The following is a 19,704-nucleotide window of genomic DNA, read 5'->3' as shown; positions in this document are numbered from 1 at the left end:
CAATCCTCGGGTGGTGACCATCCCTGCCGAACCCCAGCCGTTCGCCTACCTGAGTGCGCCGAACGCGCCGCTCTACGGCCGGGTGCTGTCCGTGTTCGCCCGGGCACGCGATCGGTTCACGGTGCATCTGCGGCCGGAAGACGTGCACGGCGACCTGCGGCGGGACGCGTCAGGAGACGAGGGCGACACCGGCGGGACGGTGACGGTGGAGGCCGTCTCGGCCGCGCTGGAGAAGCTCGCCGACTGGGGCAATCTCCGCGCGGACGCGGACACCGGGCGGGTCACCACGGTCGAGGACTTCAACCGGGCCCGCCACATCTACCAACTCACCCGGCACGGTCAGGCCGCGATCCAGGCGATCGCGCTGTACGAGCAGGCGCTGGGCCGGCGCGGGCAGCTGCAGTCCGTCGCGCTCGCCGACATCGCCGAGCAGCTCGCCTCGCTGCTCGCGCTGGCCGAGGCGTCCGGTGAGCCGGACCCGACCAAGGCGCACCTTCTTCTGCTGGCGCTCAACGACCGCTTCACCTCCCTCGCGGACAACGCCCAGGCGTTCATGGCCTCGCTGCGCCGGGCGATCGACTTCCAGGACGGGGACGAGGAAGGATTCATCGCGTACAAGGACCAGCTCATCTCCTACATCGAGCGGTTCATCGCGGATCTGGCGAACCGGGGTGCGCAGATCGCCGATCTGCTCGACCGGCTGGAGACGGCCGGCGTGTCACGGCTGCTGGCGGCCGCCGCGGGACGCGAGGCGGCCGACGCGCTGCCCGACGCCGAGGGCGCGGATCTCGATCGCGCCGCGGCCAAGGCGAGAGGGGACGCGCTGACGGTGTGGGAGAACAAGTGGCGCGGACTGCGCGACTGGTTCGTCAGCCAGGGCCGTGGCCGCGACTCGCAGGCGAAGCTCCTGCTGCGCGCGGCCCGCAGCGCGATCACGAACCTGATCAACGCGGTGCGGCTGCTGGCGGACCGGCGCGGCGGGCGCTCCGACCGCTCGGCCGACTACCGCGCGCTGGCGCGCTTCTTCGCCGAGGCCCCGGACGACGCGGCGGCGCACCGGCTGTGGCGCTGCGCGTTCGCGCTCGGCCCCGCGCGGCACCTGACCGTGGACGCCCAGACCGAAGAGGCGTGGGAGCAGGCGGAGCTCGCCCCGAACACCGCATGGGCCCAGGCGGCGCCGCTGCGTATCAGCCCTCGTCTTCGGGAGACCGGAAGCTACGAGCGCAGGGGCGCGCCGAACCGGATCGCGGACCGGTCGGCCGCGCGGCGCCTGCTGGACGCGGAGAACCGGCTCGAGGCGGAGCAGACGGCCGCCGCGCGGAGCCGACTGGCCACGCACGGCCCCGTGCTGCTCTCGGAACTCGCCGGCCCGGACGGCCTCGACCCGCGTACCTTCCGGCTGTTCCTGGCCGTACTCGGCGACGCGCTGGCCGCCCGCGGGCCGGGGGACGCGTCCGCCACCGCCACCACCGGGGACGGCACGATGGAGGTGCGCCTCACCCTCGTCGACGCGCGCCGGATCGTCGAGATCGCCACCGAGGACGGTGTGCTGCGCGGCCCGGAACACCTGATCGAAATTCTCGACCTAGCCGGGGACTACGCCTCAGAGCCGCCTTCTGCACTGCTCGCGGGCGTCGGCGCATGAGTCCGGCAGCATTGTTCGATGACGCGGCGGAGCGGCGCCGGGCCGCCCGCGCGCTGCTGGCGCAGCCCCTGCTCACCCAGGCCGCGGAGGAGTTCCGGCTGGTGCGCAAGCACGCGGCGGAGCTCGCCGCCTGGTTCTCGGCCGAGGCCGGCTGGTGGCTGGTGGTGGAGACGGAGACGGCGCGGCTGGTCAAGACTCCGGCGGATCTGCGCGACGCGACCAGGCCCGCGCTGGCGGTACGGTCCAAGGCCCCGTTCACGCGGCGCCGCTACGTGCTGCTGTGTCTCGCGCTCGCCGGCCTGGAGCGCGCCGACGGCCAGATCACGCTGGGGCGCCTGGCCGAGGGCGTGATCACCGGCGCCGCGGACCCGGACCTGCTCGCGGCCGGCGTCGAGTTCCGCCTGGAGCGGCGCGAGGAGCGCGGCGATCTCGTCGCGGTGGTCCGGGTGCTGCTGCACTGGCGGGTGCTGCACCGCGTCGCCGGGGACGAGGAGGCCTACGTCGCGGACACGCAGAACGACGTGCTCTACGACGTCGATCGCAGGGTCCTGTCCTCGCTCCTGGCCACCCCCCGCGGCCCGTCCACGGTGCGGGCCGAGGGAGCCCGGGGGAAGCGGCGCGGCCCTGTTCGAGCGGCGGCTCGCGGACCTGACCGCCGAGGTGGCGCCGGAAACGGACGAGCTGCGGCTGCGCTCGCTCCGGCACCGGTTGACCCGGCGGCTGCTGGACGACCCCGTGGTCTACTACGACGAACTGGGTGAGGAGGAGCGGGCGTACCTGGTCTCCCAGCGCATCGCGCTCAGCCGCCGTGTCGGCGAGTTCACCGGGCTGGTTCCGGAGCTGCGGGCCGAGGGCGTGGCGATGGTCGACCCCGAGGATCAGCTCACTGACGTACGCATGCCGGAGCAGGGCACCGACGGCCACATCACCCTCCTGGTCGCGACGAGGCTGGCGGACGCGGCCGCGCGCGGCGAACGCCCGCCCGCGCGCCTGGAGTTGATCCGCCACATCCGTGTCCAGGCCGCCGCGCATGCCGCGCACTGGCGCAAGACCGCGCTGGAGCCGGCCGCCCTGGCCGACCTCGTCGATCAGGCCCTCGCCCGGCTCGAGGCGCTGAACCTGATCACCCGCGGCGCCGGTGCGGACGGGGAGCCCGCGATCCTCGCGCGGCCCGCGATCTCCCGCTACGCCCTGGCCGAACCGACCATCCGAAAGGCCAAGACCCGCGCATGAGCGTCGACCACTCCGCATTCGACCTCGAACTCGGCGAGGAACTCGTGCTTCCCGTGCCGGTCAAGGCCCGGTGGCAGCCGCTGCGCGCCGGGCTGGTCGACATCTTCTACTACGACGTGGAGGAGTTCCGCTTCCACGACGGGCGTCTGCTGCTGCGCGGCAACAACGGCACCGGCAAGTCGAAGGTGCTGGCGCTGACCCTGCCGTTCCTGCTCGACGGCGAGCTGACCCCGAGCCGGGTCGAGCCGGACGGGGACCGCAACAAGCGGATGGAGTGGAACCTGCTGCTCGGGGACAAGCACCCGCACCCGGAGCGCACCGGCTACACCTGGCTCGAGTTCGGCCGCGTCGCCGAGGACGGCTCGTTCCAGTATCGGACGCTTGGTTGCGGGCTCAAGGCGGTGCGCGGGCGGGGGATCGCCGACCACTGGTTCTTCGTCACCGACAAGCGCGTCGGCGCCGCCCTCCCGCTGCTGACCGAGACGCGGACCCCGTTCACCCGCAAGCGGCTCGAGGACACGCTCGGCAAGCACGAGGTCTTCGGTACAGCCACGGCCTACCGCCGGGCGGTGGACGAGGCGCTGTTCGGCCTCGGCGCGCAGCGCTACGAAGCGCTCGTCAACCTGCTGATCCAGCTGCGTCAGCCGCAGCTGTCCAAGCGCCCGGACGAGAAGCTGCTGTCCAGGGCACTCACCGAGGCGCTGCCGCCGCTGGAGGAGGCCATGGTCGGCGAGGTCGCCGAAGCCTTCCGCGGCCTTGACGAGGAGCGCACGGCACCGGCCGCACTGACCGAGGCGGAGCAGGCGGCGACGACGTTCCTGTCCCACTACCGGCGCTACGCGCGGGTCGCGGCCAAGCGCACCGCCGCCGGAGTGCGTCTGGCGCACAGCAAGTACGAGCACCTGAACAAGGACCTGAAGACAGCCGACGAGGACCACGAGAACGCCCACCACGCGTTCGAGGCCGCCGAAGCGCAGATCGCAAGGCTCGAACAGGATGCGGCGCGCCTCGCGGCCCGGCACGACGCGCTCAACCGGGATCCGGCGATGGACACCGCGCGCGAGATCGATCGGCTCGCGCAGGTCGCCGCGACTCTGGCCCGGGCGGCCGAGGACCGGGCCCGGCTGAGCGGCCAGGCCGAGCGCGACGCCGCGGCGCGCGCCGGCAAGGCGCAGCAGGCGCAAGCCCGTGCCCAGATCGATGAGCGCGCCGCCGAGGAGGCCGAGGCCGCGGCGGGTGCGCACGGTCGCGACGCCGGTGTCGAGCACGCCCGCGTGCGTGCGGCGGGCGACCTCGCGGCGATGGAGGCGGCCGGCCGGCTCGCCGCGCAGACGCGGGCCCAGGCGGTCAGCGGCCTGGAGTCGCTCGTCGCGGCCGCGGACCAGGCGCGGGACCGGTTGCGCGCCGCCCGGGAGGCCGCCGAGCGCGCCGCGCAGGACGCGACGGCCGCACGGGAACGGGCGCAGACCGCTGCGGACGCGGTCGCGCGCGAAGGCGCAGCGTTCGTCGACGGCTGTCGGGCCTGGTCCGCGGCAGCCGCGGAGCTCGTGCTGCCCGCGCCCGACGAACTGTTCGCTCTGGCCGAGTCCTGGGTGGTGACCCTCGACGGCCCGAACCCCGTGGCCGTCGCCGTGGACGAGGCCCGGGCGGCGCGCGCCGCCGAGCTCACCCGCGCCGAAGCGGAACTCGACGCGCGGACCGGTGACGCACGCGCCCGTCGCGCGATCATCGCTCGCCGAGCTCGCCGCACAGATCTCTGAGATCAATGCCCTGTTGGACGAACTCGCCGTGCTGGCCGAGGGATTGCGGGCCCGCGCCGGCGTGCTCGCGGCCGAGTACCGGGCCCAGCCCACCGACGCGGCGCTGCGCGACGCCTGCTCGAAGTCCGCATCGGCCGAGGACGCGGCCCGACACGCGCTGGAACGCAGCAGGCAGGCGGACTCCGAAGCGGATCAGCGTGCGCAGACGGCGCGCGCGGCCGAGGAGGAAGCCGCCGAGTACGCGCACGACACCGCGCTGCCGCTGGAACCGCAGGCCCTGCGCGCGGTGCGAGACGCGGTGGCGGCCTACCGGGAGGCGCTGGCCGCGCTGTGGCCCGCCGTCCGCGCCCATCAGCGGTCCTCGGCCGAGGCCGTGGAGGCCGACGCCGAGGCCGAGGCCGCGCGCGAACGCCTGGCGGAGACCGCCGAGGCCGCACAGGAGGCGGCGCACGGCGCGCTGGCCGCGGCCGAGGAACACCGGACCCTGCTGGAGACCTCAGGGGCCGAAGCCGCCGAGTTGCACCGCCGTCTCGCCGAGGTGCGCGCCGAGCAGGAGGAGTGCAAGGCGGCGCTCAAGAGCGCGGGGGGCCGTCGTGACGAGGCGTTCGGCGCCCGGGAACGTGCCGAGGGAAAGCGGTCGCACCTGCGCGAGTCCATCGACGAGTCCGTGGCCGAACGGTCGCGCGCGATCGAGGCGCTGCGCGCGTTCACCGGCACCGGTCTACTGGCCGCCGCGCTGCCGGAGCTCGAGACGCCGCCGCCCGCGGACGCGTGGGCGCCCACCCCGGCCGTGGCCGTGGCACGGGCCGTGGACCAGGAGCTCGGCGAGACGTCCGCGGACGACCGGCGCTGGGAACTCGTCCAGCAGCGCGTCTCGACCGAGCACAAGGTGCTCACCGACGCGCTCGGCCGGCACGGGCATTCCGTCGGCATGACGCTGCACGACACCGTGATGGTCGTCGACGTGCTCTTCCAGGGCCGGAGCATGGACGTGCCCTCCCTCGCGGCGGCCCTGGCGAGCGAGGTCGAGCAGCGCGGCCGGCTGCTCTCCGCCCGCGAACGCGAACTGCTGGAGAACCATCTCGTGGGCGAAGTGGCGGGTGCGCTGCAGGAACTCGTCACGGCCGCCGAGCGCCAGGTCCTCGCCATGAATCAGGACCTGGACGCGCGCCCGACGTCCACCGGGATGAGGCTGCGTCTGCTGTGGGGCCCGTCGAAGGACGCGCCCGAGGGCCTGGAGGCGGTACGCCAACGGCTGCTGCGCAAGTCCGCGGACGCCTGGAGCCCGGCCGACCGGGCCATGGTCGGTGAATTCCTCCAGCACCGGATCCGCCAGGAGCGCGCGGACCGCCCGTCCGACTCCTGGCACGACCAGCTCGTGCGGGCGCTGGACTACCGGGCCTGGCACGCGTTCCGGATCGAGCGGAGACAGGACGGGGTGTGGAAGCCCGCCGCCGGTCCCGCCTCCGGCGGAGAACGCGTGCTCGCGGCATCAGTGCCCTTGTTCGCCGCGGCCTCCTCGCACTACTCGTCCGGCTCGCCGCACGCGCCGCGCCTGATCGCGCTCGACGAGGCCTTCGCCGGCGTGGACGACGACTCGCGGGCCAAATGCCTGGGCCTGCTCGCGTCCTTCGACCTCGATGTGGTGATGACCTCGGAGCGCGAATGGGCCTGCTACCCGACCGTGCCCGGGATCGCCATCGCCCAACTGGCGCGCCGAGAGGGGATCGACGCCGTCCTGGTGACCCCGTGGCGCTGGGACGGGGCCCGGCGCGAACGCCTGGAGCGGCCCGAGCCCTACCTGCCGGGCCCGACCCGGCAGCGGGACGACGCGGGCCACGTGGATACTCCGGCGCTGTTCGGCTGAGCCGCGTGTCGATACTCATGACAGACGACGGAGAAGATCGCCTGCGCCGCCTGCTGGGCGGCCCGGACACGCAGTGGCTCGTCGAGCGGGTGCGCACGAAACTGGCCCAGGGCAGGGCGATCGACGGCACGGTCACACTGACCGGGGCCACGGTCGGGCAGCGGCGCGCGCTCGAGTCCCTGTTCGGCCGTGCGCCGAGCGCCGGGCGCTCGCTCTCCGTCCGCCTGCCCGAGCTCGACGCGCTGCTGCGGGAATCAGGGATCTGTCCCGAGGGTCTCGCCGCCGCCGTGCGCGCGCTGACCGGGCCGGTGCCCGATCTCCGCGCGCGGGCGCAGGCCGATCTGCTGGCCTGGCAGGCGGCGTACGAGCCGCTGCGCGACTTAGCCCGCGCCCGCCCGGATCTCGCGGCGTGGGCTGCCGAATCCGAACGGGCCGGCCTCGTGAAGCGCCTCGCACGGGCCGACGCGGCCGCGGCCCGGGAACTTACGGCGAACGCAGGGAAGGTACTCGCGCTCCTGCCCGCCGACGGGGTCGTGCTCCCCGTTCTCGCCGCCCGCGCCCTCGGCGACGCCCACGCGCTCGACGACGGCAGAGCCCTGACCGCGCTGGTCCTCTCCGCGATCCGCGTCCTGGCCGGGCTGTCGAACGCGTCCACCGCAGGTGCCGAAGGCCGCCGTCAGGCGTGGGCCGCGGTCGGCGTCGCGCTGGACGAGCTCTCCTCCCGGGTGCTGACGCTGGGAATCGGCGCCGAACTCCCGGGCGAGCCCGCGGTCCTGACGCTGCGCCGGGTGCGCCGCCACCCGCCCGCGTGCGCCGGCGGCCGGGTCTTCGTGTGCGAGAACCCGGCCGTGCTCGCCGCCGCGGCCGACGAACTCGGCGACCGCTGCCCGCCGCTGATCTGCGTCGAAGGCCAGCTCTCCGCCGCGGCGCGCGTGCTGCTCGGCCATCTGGCCGCCCGCGGCGCGCGGTTCGCGTACCACGGCGATTTCGACTGGGGCGGCGTACGCATCGCCGCGGGCATCCTCGCCCTGCCGGCCGCGGACCCCTGGCGCTATGACGCCGCGTCCTACTCGGCGGCCGTGCTCCGCGGCCTCGGTAGTCCTCTGACGACCGGAGCCCCTATCGACACGCCCTGGGACCCGGCGCTGCGTTCCGCCATCGAGCAGCACGGGGTCCGCGTCGAGGAGGAGCACGTGATCCCCGAACTCCTGGTCGATCTGCGCGAAGCCGTCCGCTGAGACCGGCTCGCTCCCGGCGCGGGGCACAGCAGCCCGGCCGGCTTGCGGCGCCCTGTCGTCACTCAGGGCAGCGTGCGTACCAGTTCAATTCGCGGTCGCCGGGGGCCTGGGCCGGGTGGGTGCGGCCGTCGCAGTATGCGAGCGAGCGTTCGAGGAGGTGGTCCGGCAGGGCCGTCTGCTCTCCGATCCAGCGCACCCAATACGGGAACAGTGTGAGGAGTTCGGCGGCGAAGTCCTCCAGGTAGAAGCCGCGGAGCGAGTGGATCTTGGCGGCGACCCGATGCGGCGAGCAGGTGAGGAGCAGTTCCGCCGGTACCGCTCCCGCCCACGTATCGGCCAGTTCGGCGGCGAGTTCCCCGATGTCGAAGGCGAGATCGCGCTCCGGCTCCCTTGCGGCCAGCCAATCCGCGAACCGGGCTCCCTGCTTCTGCGGCAGCGCGATATCGGGATCGTCTTCACTTGCCGGGGAGGCTTGCACGAGTCCCGGTGTGGCGCGCAACGACTGTGCGAGTCGGCGCGAGCGGTGATACTCCGCCATCTGCTCGACCGACTCGCCGCCCATGCGTCCGAAACCCTCGACATCCGGGAGCAGCGCCGCGATGAGTCTGCGTTGCGCATCATCCTCCACGGGTGCGAGCGCACTCGTCGCCGTCGCGTCCGCGCCGACTGCGGATCGCCACTGCTCGAATGCCGACTCGCTCGAGCTGAAGAAGCCCGCGGCCACGGTGACGGCCTCGTATCCGCACGCATCGACGTCCCAGGCGTACGAGCGCACCTGCCCGGCGCGTTCGAACGCCGCCGTGATCAGGAAGCGGGACTGGTACCCATCACACGCCCAAAGCAGTGAGTCCGCCGACGCGCGGCGCACGGTGCTCTCGGGCAGCGGCGCGGCGAGGCGTGAGCGCAGTTCTTCTTCGAGCCCGTACAGCGCGTGCGCCTGGGCGTCCGGTGCGATCTCGCGCAGTACCTCCCAGAGTCGCCACGGGGCGGCCAGGGTGCCGCCCGGTTCGAAGTCGGCAGCCTGCGGCGTCGCACCGGGAGCGCCGAGTGCCTCGAGCACGGCGGCCGTCACGGCGCCGAGAACCCGATCCGGCTCGAGGTAGCGCGACCGGTCCGGGTCGCTCCCGCCGTCGGCATCACAGCGGTGCATGAGCTCGCCGAGCCGCGTGCACAGCCCGTCTTCCATCTCGCCCGGGTCCGATGCATACCGGGCGGCGACCTCGAGCAGGGCGGGCAGCTCCTCTTGCGCCGTCCGGCGCGCCAGGAGCTCGCGCCGGGCTGAGATCTCCGGATCCATCTGGAACAGGCCCAGCGGAAGCCCGGACGAGAGGGTCGCGGATGATCGCTGGTCGCGGGTGCGATGGGCGGCGGACCTGGTCGATCGGCTCTTCTTGCCGCGCGAGCGGGATTTCGGCACGGGCACAGGCTACCGGCCGCACCGCGCTGGGGAGGGGCTTTCGGCGAAAGCCCCAACCCGGGCCTGCCCGTTCCGCTCGACCAGAGCGCGCCGGCCCCGCGAACCGTAGCGGGCCGAGCAGGCGGCGATGAACACGCGGGACGGGCCCTCGCCTGCGATGAGCTGCTTGCCTCGACGTTCCCTCGACGATCTGAGATCGGCCGGTTTCCGCGTTGGCGAGCTCGGCTGCCGCGGTGAGGCGGCCTGATGTTCCGTCATGATCGGATGACTGACGTATTCGATCGGAGACATCGGACAAGGAAGCACCGTGACCACTCATCAGGATCTCTGGCAGTACGCCCGCACGCTCGCTGATCTCGGCGACCTCACGGCTGACTGGCTCGAGGGCGGCAACAGCTATCTGCCGGCCTACCTCCCGAGCCAGGATGGGAAGATCCGACCCGCCGACGAGACGGTGTCGCTCATCCCGCATCTGGCTCGCGCCAACCGCAACGGCTTCGTCACCACGAGCTCTCAACCGGGCGTCGCGCTCGCTGACTGCAGTGGGCAGCGCGCGTTCGTCGGCGGCTTCTGCACCGCGGACACCGCCGAGCGGATCCAGGACGCCTGTCTCGGCACCGACCTCATCGCCATCGCGACGCCTCCCGCGTGGGAAAACCCGACTCGCATCGCCGTCAGCATCCGCGACGCAAAGCCCTGCACGTGGGCCGGGGCGGTGGTTTCGGTCGTGGACATCGGCGTCTACTACGGCGAAGACTGCCCCCGCGCCGTCGCTTCGCTCTTCCTCGCCTGGCAAGTCGCGATCATCGACCCGGCGTGGGGACGGGCCAGGCTGCTTTGGGAGAGATTGGACGCCGCATGGAAGTGAAGGCGCCCCAGGTGCCCGGTCGCAGGGCCCCTGGATCAGGTTCTCATTAAGTTGGCCGATCGGCAGCCTGCGGTCCGAACCGATGGCGAGCGAATGGCGAGCGGGCCGCGTCCGGACTATCCGGCACGCGTCGGCACGATCTGAATTTGTACGGACGGTGACGGATTCGTATCATCAGGGGAGGGTGGACGATCCGGCACTGGGCGGCAGGCACCAGTATAGACCGGCATAGAATGACCCGTATATCATGAGACTCATAATCCTCCGGTCGTGGGTTCGAGCCCCACCCGCCCCACCGAGGTTGGACATCCAACGATGATGCTATTCGCTCGAATAGCCGCAGGTGGGACGCCATCCAGCTGACTGCTCCGAGTCTTGGTTTATCTACGTCTTGCCACCTTATCGCTCCGGCCGGCGCCGGCTTCCGGCGGCTGAATCCGGCTGGCCGTGCGGAATACGTGTTGAAGTTCTACAGGCCCGCGCTGCCGTCCGTCGGCCCGGGCTGTGACGGATCGCCCCTGACCGAGAGCGTCTCCTCGATGCGTCGTAGGTACGCGATCCTCTTGCCGGCGATGCACTTCACGTACGTAGCCGAGAGCACCGGGACGCTGAGACCTCTGCGGGGCGGAGGCCGGCGCAGTACATGACTTTGGCGAAAAGACAGACGCGTTCGCCGCTCGGCCCTCGGCTGTCCAGGTCTGCGAACATCGCGCCGGGCTGGGCGTTGTAGATGATCGAGTGACGGCGGTTTTGCGATGAACCCGCGGCCAGGCTTTAATCAATCTTCTGATTTGCCGCTGTGAGGAGGTCGTCCAGCACGCCCGAGTCGAGGACGACAGTGATCTGGTTTTCGGCCGGCAGTGCCTGAGCCGGCCGTTTGACCAGCGCAGCTGTGGGACTTTCCCGGCCTGCGCCGGCCTTCCGGTTGAGGCCGTGTCAACTCCGTGCAGCGAGAAGGATGACGTCCAGGAGTCTCGGCCCGTGCACGCCCTCGACCCGGTCCAGCTCGATGTCGCTGGTGGCTGACGGCCCGGCGATCCAGGTCTGTGGACGCGTCGGGTCCAGCAACGGCAGGGCCTGCGGGATGGAGGCGACCACCTGTTCCGGGCAGCGGACGACGCAGATGTGGTGGTCGGGGACCAGAGTGAGGGCTCGGCGACCTTGGCCGGGGCCGCCGTCGAGCACGATGGTGCCGGTCTCGGCGATCGCCAAGGCGCAGCCGGTCAGCACCGCGTGGGTCAGGTCGAGCGTGGCGGGATCGAGCGCCGGTTGATCGCGTAGCGCGGTCGCTTCGGCGGGAATCCAAGCGTCGGGCACGCCGTCGGGCACGACTAGGCGCGGCCCGTGCAGCAGCCCGGCGACGATCACCGCCACGTCGGCAGGCGCTGCGGCGCGATATACGCGGGCCCGGTAATCCGTGAGGTTTTCGGCAAGGAGGTCGACAAGGTCCGTCTCGACGTGGGCCGCGAGGTAGTCACGGTTGATGATGCGAGCGTCCGTGCTGGGGGCGTCACCCGAGGCCGCACGGATGCGGGCGAGGATCTCTTCCCGTGCGCTCGACGCCGTCGGGTTCATCGGTGGGTCTCCTTCCACCACTGACGGAACGTCTGCTCGGGCAGCTCCGGCAGGTCGCGGGTTTCGGTCCAGGCTTTGCCCGCGCCGAAGGGAACCTTCTTCGGAATCAGTTTCCTTGCGCGCACAGCGGCGTTCTCGGCGGCGCGATACACGGCCGGGTGCGTCATCGCGTACGTCGCGGCCTTCATCGCGGCGCGTTCGAGTCGGTGACCGCCGTGCTCCTTCGCCTCTCGCCCGACCCTTTCGCGCAGGTGAAGCAGAACTTCGGGGATATCGATGGCGACGGGGCAGGCCTCGAAGCAGGCTCCGCACAGCGAAGACGCGTAGGGAAGTGAGGCGTCGAGCTCGCTCGCAGTGCCGCGTAGTTGCGGGGTGAGGATGGCGCCGATGGGGCCGGGGTAGGCGGATCCGTAGGCGTGGCCGCCGGCGCGCTCGTAGACGGGGCAGACGTTGAGGCACGCGGAGCAGCGGATGCAGCGCAGGGCCTGGCGTCCGACCTCGTCGGCCAGGGTCTGGGTGCGGCCGTTGTCGAGCAGGACGAGGTGGAACTGCTTCGGCCCGTCGCCCTCGTGGGTGCCGGTCCACATGGTCGTGTACGGATTCATCCGTTCCGCGGTGGAGGATCGCGGCAGCAGTTGGAGGAAGACTTCGAGGTCGCGCCAGGTCGGGACGATCTTCTCGATACCGACGACCGAGATGAGGGTCTCGGGCAGGGTCAGGCACATCCGGCCGTTGCCTTCGGATTCGAGTACGACGAGGGTGCCGGTCTCGGCGACCATGAAGTTCGCGCCGGACACGGCGACCTTCGCGCGCAGGAACTTCTCGCGCAGATGCAGCCGAGCGGCCTCCGCGAGGTCGGCGGGGGTGTCGGTGAGGCCTTCGGGTGCGGGCCGGCCCCACTCGCCCATGCGTTCGCGGAAGATGTCGCGGATCTCGGTGCGGTTCTTGTGGATCGCCGGTACGAGGATGTGCGAGGGGAGGTCGTCGCCGAGCTGCACGATGAGTTCGGCCAGGTCGGTCTCGTAGGCGGAGATGCCCTCGGCGGCGAGGTGCTCGTTGAGGCCGATCTCCTGGGTGGCCATGGACTTGACCTTGACGACCTCATGTGGTTGATCGTCACTGCCGCCGGTCGCGCGGATCAGCTCGGTGACGATGCGGTTGGCCTCGTCGGCGTCGCGGGCCCAGTGCACGGTGCCGCCGGCCTCGGTGACCTTCGCCTCGAGCTGGAGCAGGTAGTCGTCGAGGTGGGCGAGGGTCTCGTCCTTGATCGCCTTACCGGCCTGGCGCAGCCCCTCCCAGTCCTCGAGCTCCGCTACTGCCCGGGCCCGCCTGTCCCGGATCGTGTGCGTCGCCCGGGTTAGATTCGCGCGCAGCTGGGCGTTCCGGGTGGCTGCCCGCGCGGCGGTCGGGAACGCGGGCATGCCCACATAGACGCCGGTCATGCGTTCACCGTCTCTCGGGTGGCGGCGAGGATCTCGGCCAGATGGATCGTCTTGATCGGGGCTCCGGAGCGGCGCGCGGTGCCGCCGATGTGCATCAGGCAGGAATTGTCGGCGGCCACCAGGTACTCCGCGCCGCTCTCCACCGCGTGCGTCACCTTGTCCGCGCCCATGGCCGCGGAGACGTCGGGGTTCTTCACCGAGAAGGTCCCGCCGAACCCGCAGCATTCCGCCGCCCCCGGCAGCTCCACCAGCTCCAAACCCTCGACCGCGCGCAGCAACCGGGTCGGCCGGTCGCCCACCTTGAGCAGCCGGGAGGAGTGACAGGTCGGATGATAGGCGACCTTGTGCGGGAAGTACGCGCCCACCTGCTCCACGCCGAGGACGTCGATCAGGTACTCGGTCAGCTCGTATACCGGGGGCACCGCGCCTTCGACCAGCTTCGGATGCACGTCCCGGATGAAGGCGCCGCAGGAGCCGGACGGCACTACCACCGCGTCGAATCCGGCGAAGTCCTTGCCGAACTTCTCGGCCAGCGGCACCGCCGCACTCGGGTAGCCGGTGTTGTACTGCATCTGCCCGCAGCACGTCTGTGCCTCCGGGAACGCCACCTCCACCCCGAGCCGCTCGAGCAGACGCACCGCGGCGATTCCGGTGCCGGGGTACGCCAGGTCGTTAACGCAGGTGACGAATAGGGCGATGCGTATGGATGGCTTCGGTGTCCGGTTCATCATCAGGACAGGCCCACCCGCGCGGCCGCGGCATCCCAAGCGCGTCGCTCTGCGCGCGGGTGGTACCGGCGAACGTTCTGGGTACGGGAGATCAGCCCGCGCATTTCCGCCAGGTCGCCGACCATTCCCCTCGCCCGCGCCTGGATGAGCGTGTTGCCCAGCGCGGTCGCTTCGGTGGGTCCGGCCACGACCGGGAGCCCGGTCGCGTCGGCGGTCAGCTGGCATAGCAGCTCATTGCGACTGCCGCCGCCGACCAGGTGCACGACGTCGATCTCACGATCCGCGAGGGTCGCCGCTTGGCGAAGTGCGTGGCGGTGGGCGAGGGCGAGGCTCTCCAGGATGCACCGTACGACTGCACCCTGATTCCGCGGCGGCTGCTGCCCCGTGCGTCGGCAGAATTCTGCGATGCGTGCGGGCATGTCACCTGGGCTCAGGAACGTCGGATCGTCCGGATCGATCAGGCAGGCGAAGGGTTCTGCATCGGCAGCCTGATCGAGTAGATCGGGCAGGAGGGACGGTCGGCCTTGAGCCGCCCAGGTGCGCAGGCTCTCGGTCAGCAGCCACAGACCCATGATGTTGCGCAGGAACCGGACCGTGCCGTCGACGCCGAGTTCGTTGGTGAAGTTGGCCGCCTTGGAGTCCTCGGTCAGGACCGGCTTCGGCAGTTCGATCCCGGCTAGCGACCAGGTGCCACACGATATATAGGCGAATCGCTCGTTCGTCGCGGGAACGGCGGCTACGGCCGACGCGGTGTCGTGCGACGCGACCGCCACGACCTCGGTGCCCGCGTGCAGTCCGCTGCGCTCGAGCGCAGCGGGCAGAAGCATCCCGGCCGAGTCGCCTGGCCGGCACAGCGGAGCGAGCAGCGAGGAATCGATCTCGACGGCGCGCAGCACCTCTTCGGACCACGTGCGTGTCCTGGCGTCGAAGAACCCGGTCGTGGAGGCGTTGGTCGCCTCTGTCGAGGTTCTGCCGGTGAGCCAGTAGGTGATCAGGTCGGGGATGAGCAGCAGTAGGCTCGCCTCGTCCAACTGACCCGCGTCGCGCGCCGCGGCGAGCTGGTAGACGGTGTTGAACGGCAGATGCTGCAGACCATTGATCTGGTAGAGCTCAGCCGCGCTGATTCGCTCCCAGACGCCCTCGATGATTTCGTGCGAGGTGCGCGTGTCGCGGTAGTGGTACGGGTCGGCGAGGAGTTTCCCGTCGGCATCGAGCAGGCCGTAGTCCACGGCCCAGCTGTCGATGCCGACGGAGGTGATCTCGAATTCGCGCCCGGCCGCGCCCAGCCCGTCGAGGACGTTCTGGTAGAGCGCCCGGATGTCCCAGTGCAGTCCGCCCCCGAGGCGCACCGGCGTGTTCGCGAACCGGTGCACCTCGGTCAGCTCGAGATCGCCCGCGCCCACGCGTCCGACGACGACACGACCGCTGGTCGCCCCGAGGTCGACCGCGGCGAACGATCTCGTGCCCTGATGTGGTGGGGGCGTCATCGCAGGAAGGCCGCGGCGACGCCGGCGTCGACCGGGATGTGCAGGCCGGTCGTGTGGGTCAGGTCGCCGCCGGTGAGCGCGAACACCGCGTTGGCGACGTGCTCCGGCAGGACCTCGCGTTTGAGGATCGTGCGCTGGGCGTAGAACTCGCCGAGCTTGGATTCTTCGATGCCGTAGGTGGCGGCGCGCTGGGCGCCCCAGCCGGCGGCGAAGATGCCGGAGCCGCGCACGACGCCGTCCGGGTTGACGCCGTTGACGCGGATGCCGTGCTCGCCGAGTTCCGCGGCGAGCAGACGGACCTGGTGGGCCTGGTCGGCCTTGGTCGCGGAGTAGGCGATGTTGTTCGGCCCGGCGAAGACGGAGTTCTTCGAGGCGATGTAGACGATGTCGCCGCCGAGGCGCTGGGCGATCAGGACCCTGGCCGCCTCGCGCGAGACGAGGAACGAGCCGCGAGCCATGATCGAGTGCTGGAGGTCCCAGTCGCGTGCGGTGGTGTCGAGCAGCGGCTTCGAAATCGAGATACCGGCGTTGTTGACGACGAGGTCCACGCCGCCGAAGGCGAGTACGGCGGCGTCGAACGCGGCGCGGATCTGGTCCTCATCCGTGACGTCCACAGTGACGGCCACGGCCTTGTCCGGTCCGCCGAGTTCGTCCGCAACTGCCGCGGCCTTCTCGGCGTCGAGGTCGGCGACGACGACGCAGGCACCTTCGGTGACGAGGCGGTGCGCGATCGCCTTGCCGATGCCGGAACCCGCGCCGGTGACCAGCGCGACGCGCGTCGCCAGCGGCTTGGGCTTGGGCATGCGCTGGAGCTTGGCCTCTTCCAGCGCCCAGTATTCGATGCGGAACTTCTCCGACTCGTCGATCGGCGAGTACGAGGACACCGCCTCGGCGCCGCGCATGACGTTGACGGCGTTGACGTAGAACTCGCCGGCCACACGTGCGGTCTGCTTGTCCTTGCCGTAGGAGAACATGCCGACGCCGGGGATGAGGATGATCGCCGGGTCCGCGCCGCGCATCGCGGGTGAGCCGGGGGAGGCGTGGCGCTGGTAGTAGGCCTCGTACTCGGCCCGGTACGCCGTGTGCAGTTCACCGAGACGCGCGAGAGCGTCCTGCAGCGGCGCGTCCGCGGGCAGATCGAGAACGAGCGGCCGGACCTTCGTACGGAGGAAGTGATCCGGGCACGAGGTGCCCAGCGCCGCGAGCCGCTGGTGCTCGGCACGGGAGAGGAAGTCGAGGACGACGTCGGCGTCCGTGAAGTGCCCGACCTGCGGCTTGTCGGCGGAAGCGATGGCGCGCAGGTGCGGGGCGAGGGCCGCGGCACGCGCACGGCGAGCGTCCTCGGGTAGGGCCTCGTAGCCGGGCAGCACGGGCCCGAACGGCTCGGGCCGGCCGCGCTCGGCGAGGAAGGCCTCTGCGGTACGGATGATCTGCAGCGAGTTCGCTTCGCACTCGTCGCTGGTCGCGCCCCAGGCGGTGATGCCGTGTCCGCCGAGAACGCAGCCGATCGCCTGCGGGTTCGCGGCCTTGATGGCGGCGATATCGAGCCCGAGCTGGAATCCGGGGCGGCGCCACGGGACCCAGAGCACCGTGTCGCCGAAGCACTCGGCCGTCAGCTTCTCCCCGTCGGCCGCGCACGCGAGCGCGATGCCGGAATCAGGGTGCAGATGATCCACGTGCGGCGCCTCGACCAGGCCGTGCATCGCGGTGTCGATCGACGGCGCGGCACCGCCCTTGCCATGCAGGCAGTAGTCGAACGCCGCGACCATCTCGTCTTCGTGTTCCACGCCCGGATAGACGGAAGCGAGCGCTCGCAGCCGATCGAGCCGCAGGACGGCGAGCCCTGATTCGGCGAGCGTGCCCAGGTCGCCGCCGGAACCCTTGACCCACATCAGGTCCAGGTCGGTTCCGGTCACCGGGTCGGTCCGGGTGCCCTTGGCGGAAGTGTTGCCGCCGGCGTAGTTCGTGTTGCGCGGGTCCGCGCCGAGCCGGTGCGAGCGCCCGATCAGCTCATTGACGGTCTTCGTGTCGGCCACGGTCGTTACGCTCCCCATCCGGCCTGGGCTCCGCCGACGCGCTCGGCGACGATCTTCTGCGCGTATCCGGTCGCCCGGTATGCGGCGAGCGGGTCGGCGTCGAGACCCTGCTCCTCGCGCAGTTCGGCCAGCAGCGGGCGCACGTCGGTGCCGAAAGCGTCCATCAGCACGCCGTTGGCGCCGAGCACGTCGCCGGCCTGCTGCGCCTCGTTCAGCGCGGCCCGGTCGACCAGCAGGGCCTTGGCCACGGCCTCCTGCACGTTCATCACCGAACGGATGACGGCCGGGATCTTGGCCTCGATGTTGTGGCATTGATCGAGCATCAGGTTGACCTGCCGGGCCGGGTCCAGGCCGCCGTTCTTGTGCACCTCGTGCATGATCCGGAACAGCTGGAAGGGGTCGGCGGCGCCTGCCATGAGGTCGTCGTCGGCGTAGAAGCGGGAGTTGAAGTCGAACGCGCCGAGCCGGTCCTGGCGCAGCAGGAACGCCACGATGAACTCGATGTTCACGCCGGGCGCGTGGTGGCCGGTGTCGACCACGACCTTGGCCTTGGGACCGAGCTGCAGGCAGTGCGCGTACGCGGTGCCCCAGTCCGGGACGTCGGTGGAGTAGAAAGCGGGCTCGAAGAGCTTGTACTCGAGCACCATCCGCTGGTGCTCGCCGAGGCGTTCGTAGACCGGGGCCAGGCTGGCCGCCAGACGATCCTGCCGATCGGCGAGGTCGTCCTGGCCGGGGTAGTTGGTGCCGTCGGCGAACCACAGCTTCAGGTCGCGCGAGCCCACCGCGTCCATGATGTCGATGCACTCGAGCAGGTGGGCGACCGCCTTGGCGCGGATTCCGGCGTCGGGATGGCAGACGCTGCCCAGCTTGTAGTCGTCGTCCTGGAAGGTGTTCGAGTTGATCGCGCCGATGCGCACACCGCACTCGGCGGCGTGCGCGGCGAGCTTGCCGTAGTCCTCGACCTTGTCCCACGGGATGTGCAGCGACACCAAGGGCGCGGAGCCGGTGGCGGCGTGCACCCGGGCGGCGTCCTCCAGCTTCTCGAAGGGGTCGCGCGGCACACCGGGCTGCGCGAACACCTTGAACCTGGTCCCGGAGTTCCCGTAGCCCCACGAGGGGGTCTCTATCTCGAGCGACCGCAGCGCCGCCTTGGCCGCGCTGCGAAGGTCACCTGCACTGGCGCTCAACGGCCGCACCCTTCGATGAATCGTTTCATTTCAGCCAACTTAGCCGGTGCCGCTCAGAGGCGTCAAGGAATCGCCGCGATCGCCGCAGCGCCCTGCCGGGTGTTTCCCGGTAGCGGGCACAGGAACGGCATATGAAACAGTTCATTTCAGCTGGCGGCCCGTGATATGAAGGGCGCTATGGCGAACCCGGTGGGGATGAAGGACGTGGCGCGGGCCGCGGGCGTCTCGATGGGCACGGTCTCGAATGTGCTCAACCGCCCGGAGCTGGTCTCCCCGGAGACCCGCGACCAGGTACAGCTGGTGATCCGGCGCCTGGGCTACGTACGCAGCGAGTCGGCTCGCCAACTTCGCGCGGGCCAGAGCAGGCTGCTGGCGCTGCTGGTGCTCGACATGGGCAACCCTTTCTTCGTGGACGTCGCGCGCGGCGCCGGGCGGGCCGGGCAGCATGCCGAGCTGGGGGTCATGGTCTGCAACAGCGACCAGAGCCCGGGCACCGAGGCCGACTATCTGGAGATGTTCGCCGAGCAGCGGGTACGCGGCGTGCTGGTGACTCCGGCCGACTCCACCGGGCGCAGCCTCGAAGTGCTGCGCCGCCACGACATCCCCTTCGTCCTGGTGGACCGTCAGGCTCAGGGCGCGCACGGATGTTCGGTCTCGGTCGACGACGTCGCCGGCGGCGCGCTGGCGCTGCGGCACCTGATCGCCGCCGGGCACCGCTCGATCGCCTACGTCAGCGGCCCGCCCGAACTGGCCCAGATCCGCGACCGGCGCAATGGAGCGCTTCAAGCCGTGGCTGAGGCGGGGCTGCCCGCCGAGACGCTGGTCGAGCTGACCACGCAGCGCCTGGACGTGGCCGCGGGACGCGACGCGGGCGCCCGGCTACTGGGCCTGGCCAACCGCCCGACCGCGGCCTTCACCGCGAACGACCTGATCGCGCTCGGCGTCCTGCAGGCCATGTTCGCCGCCGGGGTGCGCGTGCCGGAGGACATCGCCATCGTCGGCTACGACGACATCGAATTCGCCGCCGCAGCCGCCGTGCCGCTCACCTCCGTCCGCCAGCCCGCCGAGGCCATGGGCGCTCTGGCTGCGGAACTGCTGCTGGAGGAGAGCGGCGACCAGGCGGAGGCGCACCGCCACCGCCAGGTCGTCCTGCAGCCGGAACTCGTCGTACGCGCCTCGACGATGGTGCGGCGCTGAGCGGATTCGGGCCGGCCCCGAGTA

The 19,704-nt window shown here is 71.2% G+C and carries 13 protein-coding genes and 1 pseudogene; 7 read left to right on the top strand and 7 right to left on the bottom strand.

The genetic code is table 11. The features are described 5' to 3' along the window. The first annotated feature begins 13 nt into the window (after nt 1-13). From ACTRO_RS19080 to ACTRO_RS19065, 5 genes and pseudogenes are all read left to right on the top strand, one after another. A complete protein-coding gene (locus ACTRO_RS19080; RefSeq protein WP_051452435.1) occupies nt 14-1,645 on the top strand; it encodes a TIGR02677 family protein in 1,632 nt (543 codons plus the stop codon). After that, a pseudogene (locus ACTRO_RS51475) lies at nt 1,642-2,878 on the top strand (TIGR02678 family protein). The gene ACTRO_RS19080 and the pseudogene ACTRO_RS51475 overlap by 4 nt, the downstream one beginning before the upstream one ends. Next, nucleotides 2,875-4,638: a TIGR02680 family protein gene (locus ACTRO_RS49005; protein ID WP_211244337.1), complete on the top strand. Its 1,764-nt coding sequence runs from the start codon at nt 2,875-2,877 to the stop codon at nt 4,636-4,638. Before ACTRO_RS51475 ends, ACTRO_RS49005 begins: the two are co-directional and overlap by 4 nt. Continuing rightward, the gene (locus tag ACTRO_RS49000) at nt 4,580-6,505 is read left to right on the top strand and encodes a TIGR02680 family protein (protein WP_211244336.1); all 1,926 of its coding nucleotides are present in this window, start codon (nt 4,580-4,582) and stop codon (nt 6,503-6,505) included. Before ACTRO_RS49005 ends, ACTRO_RS49000 begins: the two co-directional genes overlap by 59 nt. Before the next feature lie 5 nt (nt 6,506-6,510). Beyond that, entirely contained in the window at nt 6,511-7,743 is a 1,233-nt protein-coding gene (locus tag ACTRO_RS19065; protein ID WP_211244335.1) for a TIGR02679 family protein, read from the top strand. Nucleotides 7,744-7,801: 58 nt separating this feature from the next. Here the strand turns inward: ACTRO_RS19065 and ACTRO_RS19060 are convergent, their stop codons facing one another. Next, nucleotides 7,802-9,160: a hypothetical protein gene (locus ACTRO_RS19060; protein ID WP_157436332.1), complete on the bottom strand. Its 1,359-nt coding sequence runs from the start codon at nt 9,158-9,160 to the stop codon at nt 7,802-7,804. A 307-nt stretch (nt 9,161-9,467) separates the two neighbouring features. On the opposite strand from ACTRO_RS19060, the gene ACTRO_RS43555 reads away from it, so the two are divergent. Then, entirely contained in the window at nt 9,468-10,028 is a 561-nt protein-coding gene (locus tag ACTRO_RS43555) for a DUF6919 domain-containing protein (RefSeq protein ID WP_051451056.1), read from the top strand. Nucleotides 10,029-10,964: 936 nt separating this feature from the next. Here the strand turns inward: ACTRO_RS43555 and ACTRO_RS19050 are convergent. The 6 genes from ACTRO_RS19050 to rhaI are packed head-to-tail and all read right to left on the bottom strand — an operon-like array spanning nt 10,965 to nt 18,483. Beyond that, the gene (locus ACTRO_RS19050) at nt 10,965-11,603 is read right to left on the bottom strand and encodes a LutC/YkgG family protein (RefSeq protein ID WP_034264848.1); all 639 of its coding nucleotides are present in this window, start codon (nt 11,601-11,603) and stop codon (nt 10,965-10,967) included. Continuing rightward, a complete protein-coding gene (locus ACTRO_RS19045; RefSeq protein ID WP_034264844.1) occupies nt 11,600-13,045 on the bottom strand; it encodes a LutB/LldF family L-lactate oxidation iron-sulfur protein in 1,446 nt (481 codons plus the stop codon). Before ACTRO_RS19045 ends, ACTRO_RS19050 begins: the two co-directional genes overlap by 4 nt. Continuing rightward, a complete protein-coding gene (locus ACTRO_RS19040; RefSeq protein ID WP_034275580.1) occupies nt 13,042-13,749 on the bottom strand; it encodes a heterodisulfide reductase-related iron-sulfur binding cluster in 708 nt (235 codons plus the stop codon). Before ACTRO_RS19040 ends, ACTRO_RS19045 begins: the two co-directional genes overlap by 4 nt. Nucleotides 13,750-13,775: 26 nt before the next feature. Next, a complete protein-coding gene (locus ACTRO_RS19035; protein ID WP_034264842.1) occupies nt 13,776-15,260 on the bottom strand; it encodes a rhamnulokinase in 1,485 nt (494 codons plus the stop codon). Beyond that, on the bottom strand, nt 15,257-17,296 hold the full coding sequence (locus tag ACTRO_RS19030; RefSeq protein WP_034264839.1) for a bifunctional rhamnulose-1-phosphate aldolase/short-chain dehydrogenase: 2,040 nt from the start codon (nt 17,294-17,296) through the stop codon (nt 15,257-15,259). Before ACTRO_RS19030 ends, ACTRO_RS19035 begins: the two co-directional genes overlap by 4 nt. A 5-nt stretch (nt 17,297-17,301) precedes the next feature. After that, nucleotides 17,302-18,483, bottom strand: a complete 1,182-nt coding sequence (gene rhaI / locus ACTRO_RS19025; protein ID WP_034264835.1) for an L-rhamnose isomerase — start codon at nt 18,481-18,483, stop codon at nt 17,302-17,304. A 177-nt stretch (nt 18,484-18,660) separates the two neighbouring features. Between rhaI and ACTRO_RS19020 the strand changes: the two genes are divergently transcribed. Further along, nucleotides 18,661-19,680 carry a LacI family DNA-binding transcriptional regulator gene (locus ACTRO_RS19020; RefSeq protein ID WP_034264831.1) on the top strand — a complete coding sequence of 340 codons (1,020 nt, stop codon included), beginning with the start codon at nt 18,661-18,663 and terminating at the stop codon, nt 19,678-19,680. Nucleotides 19,681-19,704 lie beyond the last annotated feature (24 nt).

This window comes from Actinospica robiniae DSM 44927, assembly GCF_000504285.1.
Lineage (GTDB): Bacteria > Actinomycetota > Actinomycetes > Streptomycetales > Catenulisporaceae > Actinospica > Actinospica robiniae.
The sequence above is the reverse complement of the archived record's forward strand: the minus strand, read 5'-3'. Positions and strand labels throughout refer to the sequence as shown.